The organism is Alcanivorax sp. (assembly GCF_051117345.1).
Classification (GTDB): domain Bacteria; phylum Pseudomonadota; class Gammaproteobacteria; order Pseudomonadales; family Alcanivoracaceae; genus Alcanivorax.
This window is the reverse complement of the sequence record NZ_JBNPEC010000168.1, coordinates 1-3511: the sequence shown is the minus strand read 5'-3', so window position 1 is coordinate 3511 and position 3511 is coordinate 1. Positions and strand designations below refer to the sequence as shown.

Sequence of the window (3511 nt, the reverse complement as noted above, 5' to 3'; positions counted from 1 at the left end):
GGCGGCCGGGGGCGTGGTTGGCGGGGTTGAAGGTGGTGTAGCGAAGTAGCCGTTGCAGTTGGGTGTCGAGGGGCAGGACGGCGCCAAGGTGGCCGATTTCCGGGGTGGTGTGGGCCAGTACCGGGCTGAGGATCACGTCGTATTGCGCAAAGGCGTCGGCGTAGCGCTGTCGGGCCAGGCGTAGCTGGCGCAGCATGGCCGGGGTTTTCAGGAAGCGTTGTTGGTAATAGTCGGCCAGGCCACGGGTGAGCGGGTCCAGTTGGCCGGCATCGAAGCCCTGGGGGAACAGGGCCTTGCCGCCCTTGCTGACCAGAAAGCCGAGCATGGCCCAGTAGAGCAGGAAATCTTCCACGAAGCGGGCCGGCAGGTCGATGCGGGCCTCTTCCACGGTGTGACCCAGGCTTTCCAGCAGGTGGGCGGTGTCCTGCACGGCGCGGCGGGTTTGCGGGCAGGTGGCGTCGCCGGTGACGGAGTCGATCATCATGCCCACGCGCAGCCGCCGCTTGCCCGGGCCGGTGACCTGGCCGATGGGTTTGAGCTTGCGGTTGCGGTAGTAGCGTTCCGCTTCCATGAAGAAGTGGGCGGTGTCGCGGACGCTGCGGGTGAGCACGCCATCGCTGACGATATTCACTGGCAGTAACTTGGCCGCCTCCTGATCGATCAGCCGACCGCGTGTGCCCTTCAGGCCCACCAGGCCGCAGCAGGCGGCGGGGATGCGGATGGAGCCGCCGCCATCGTTGCCATGGGCGATGGGCACGGCACCGGCGGCGACCAGGGCAGCGCTGCCCCCGGAGGAGCCGCCGGCGGAGTAGTCGGTGTGCCAGGGGTTGCGGGTGGCGGGCACGCCGGCCTGTTCGGTACTGGCGGTGAAGCCGAAGGCGGGCAGGGTGCTTTTGCCCAGCAGGTTGAAGCCCTGGGCCAGGTACTGTTTGGCGATGCCGCTGGTTTTCTTCAGCGGCGCCTGGCCCAGGGCGCGGCTGCCGTGGCCGGTGGGCAGGCCGCGCAGGTCCAGGTTGTCCTTGATCAGGCTGGGCACGCCGGCGAAGAAGCCGTTGAAGCGTTTGCTTTCCGCTCGCTGGCGGGCGGCGTCGAAGGTGTCCAGGGTGAGCCCTTGCAGGGTGGGCTCCACCTGCTGCAGCCGGGCAATGGCGGCCTCGGTGACTTCCCGGGTGCTGACCAGGCCCTGGCGCAGCCGCTCGGCCAGCGCGGTGGCGTCGTCGTTCCCGAGGGCGTCATCGCAGAAGGCGTGGAGGTGTTTGCTGGCCATGGGGCTCTCCCGTAAAAAAAGGTGCACGATAGTGCCATCTATAATCTGTGCGAAGGGGCCAATTGTTGTTTTGCGGCGTTGCGCAGAGTCTGTGTTGTACCACGGTGGGCAGGGTGGGCGGAACGGTTCGTGTTGGAGCCTTGCTCGCAAGGCGAAGGGGGTTGAAGGGCTGAGAGATTCGCCTTGCGAGCAAGGCTCCAACGGGAATGAGGGCGGAAACGGGAGGTTGTTTCCTTCGTGGGGAATCGCGCCGCCAGCGACGCTCCTACGGGAGGGGCTACCGTGCGCGTTCGACACGCTTGTGCTGGGCCAGCAGGTGGCGGGCCAGGTCGGCGAGTTCGGCGATGCTGCCGACGACTGAGTCCGGGCGGTGAGGGTGCTTGACGGTGTTGGGGAAGATTTTGTCCAGCCAGGCCTGATCCCAGCCGGCGCCGTTGTAGAAGATGGAGGTGATGCCGGCTTCCTTGGCGGCGATCACGTCGGTGGTGCTGTCGCCCACGTACCAGCAACTTTCCGATGGGGAGATGCCCAGCTTTTGCATGGCGAGCAGCAGCATTTCCGGGGACGGTTTTCGTTTGCTTACATCGCTGCCGCACACCACAACGTCGAACAGATCTTCCCAGCCGGTGCCGTCCACCAGTGCCAGTTCGTGTTCGAGAAAGTCGCGTTTGCGATTGGAGATCAGGCCGACCTTTACGCCAATGGCGCGGATGCGTTCCAGTTGTTCGCGGATGTCTTCTTCCATCGGGAACACTTCGTCCACGTATTTTTTATAGGCCTCGTCGAAGGCCTGGTGGGCGCGGCCCTTGGCGTCCTGGTCGCTGCCGAACAGCACTTCGAAAATATCGGTGCGGGAAATCTTGCGTTGCGCAACGATCTTGGGATGCAGGCGCTTGTTGTCTTTCACATAGATGAGCAGCTTGGCATCTTCGATGGTCTTGGAGTCATCCGGGTCCAGCAGACGGTCCCACAGGTCCAGCTCTTTCAGGTGGGGCAGTACATCGTCCACGGCGTGGTACATAGCATCGTGGGTATCCACCAGGGTGGCATGCCAGTCGATGAGGATGGCCTCGGGTTTTGCATGGGGCAGTTGCAGGATGCTCATGATGCTCTGTCCTTGCCGTCGACAATTTTATTATTAGCACACAATCTGTGGCGCTGGTGTGAACCTGTGGCGAATGGGTGCTAGTCAGATTGCTGGCCGCCCGTATAGCATCCCTATTCACGGTGGCATTGTGCAAGGGAGTGGGAAGATGGGATGTGTTACAGGAAAGAGCGCGCTGGGCTGGGTGGTGTTGGTCAGTGGCCTGCTGCTGTCGGGACTATCGCTGGCCAGTGAGCTGCCGTCGGCCGAGGCGATTCGCTCGGCGCTGAAACAGGCCCATGAGCGTTATCAAGGCCTGGAGGAAGGCGCCAACGCAGATTACATCCCGGCTCTGGCCAAGGTGGATTCTGACATTTTCGGCATCGTGCTGGTGACGGTGGATGGTCAGGTGTTCAGCGTCGGCGATGTGCAGTCCGAGGTGTCGATCCAGTCGATCTCCAAGGTGTTCACCATGGCGCTGGTGATGGAGGAAAGCGGTGTGAGCACCTTTCCGGATTCCACCGGGGTGGATGCCACCGGCCAGGCCTTCAATTCCATTCACGCCATCGAGCAATATCGCGGTGCGGAAATGAATCCGCTGGTGAACGCCGGTGCGATTACCGCCACCAGCATGGTGAAGGGCAATAGCGCCAAGGCCGTGTGGAAAAAGATTCTGACGTTTTATAACGATGTTGCCGGTCGTGAACTCACTGTGCAGGAAGACATCTATGCCTCCGAGGCGGCCACTAACCAGCGTAATCAGGCCATCGCCCACCTGATGCATGCCTACGGCCATCTGCAGGGCGACCCGGTGCAGGCCACGGATATCTATACCCGTCAGTGTTCGGTGGGAGTGAATGCCCGGGACCTGGCGGTGATGGCGGCGAGCCTGGCCAACGGCGGGGTGAATCCGGTGACCGGCAAGACGGTGATGACGGCGGCCAATGTGCCCGAGGTGCTGGCGGTAATGGCCACCGCCGGGCTTTATGATGATGCGGGCAAGTGGCTGTATGCCACCGGCTTGCCCGCCAAGAGCGGGGTGGGCGGCGGCCTTATTGCGGTGTCGCCGGGCAAGTTCGGCATCGCCGCCATTTCGCCACCGCTGGATGCGGCGGGCAATAGTGTGCGTGGACAAAAAGCCATTGCCGATATCTCGGCCG

The 3511-nt window shown here is 63.1% G+C and carries 3 protein-coding genes; 1 reads left to right on the top strand and 2 read right to left on the bottom strand.

All coding sequences use genetic code 11. The features are described 5' to 3' along the window. Together ACFE0K_RS11010 and ACFE0K_RS11005 are read right to left on the bottom strand one after the other, a co-directional pair. Nucleotides 1-1267 (bottom strand): amidase (locus ACFE0K_RS11010; RefSeq protein WP_434536112.1); only part of this gene is annotated, 1267 nt, incomplete at its 3' end. A 277-nt stretch (nt 1268-1544) separates the two neighbouring features. Then, a complete protein-coding gene (locus ACFE0K_RS11005) occupies nt 1545-2372 on the bottom strand; it encodes an HAD family hydrolase (protein WP_434536111.1) in 828 nt (275 codons plus the stop codon). A 148-nt stretch (nt 2373-2520) separates the two neighbouring features. Between ACFE0K_RS11005 and glsA the strand changes: the two genes are divergently transcribed. Continuing rightward, nucleotides 2521-3511 (top strand): glutaminase A (glsA, locus tag ACFE0K_RS11000; RefSeq protein WP_434536110.1); only part of this gene is annotated, 991 nt, incomplete at its 3' end.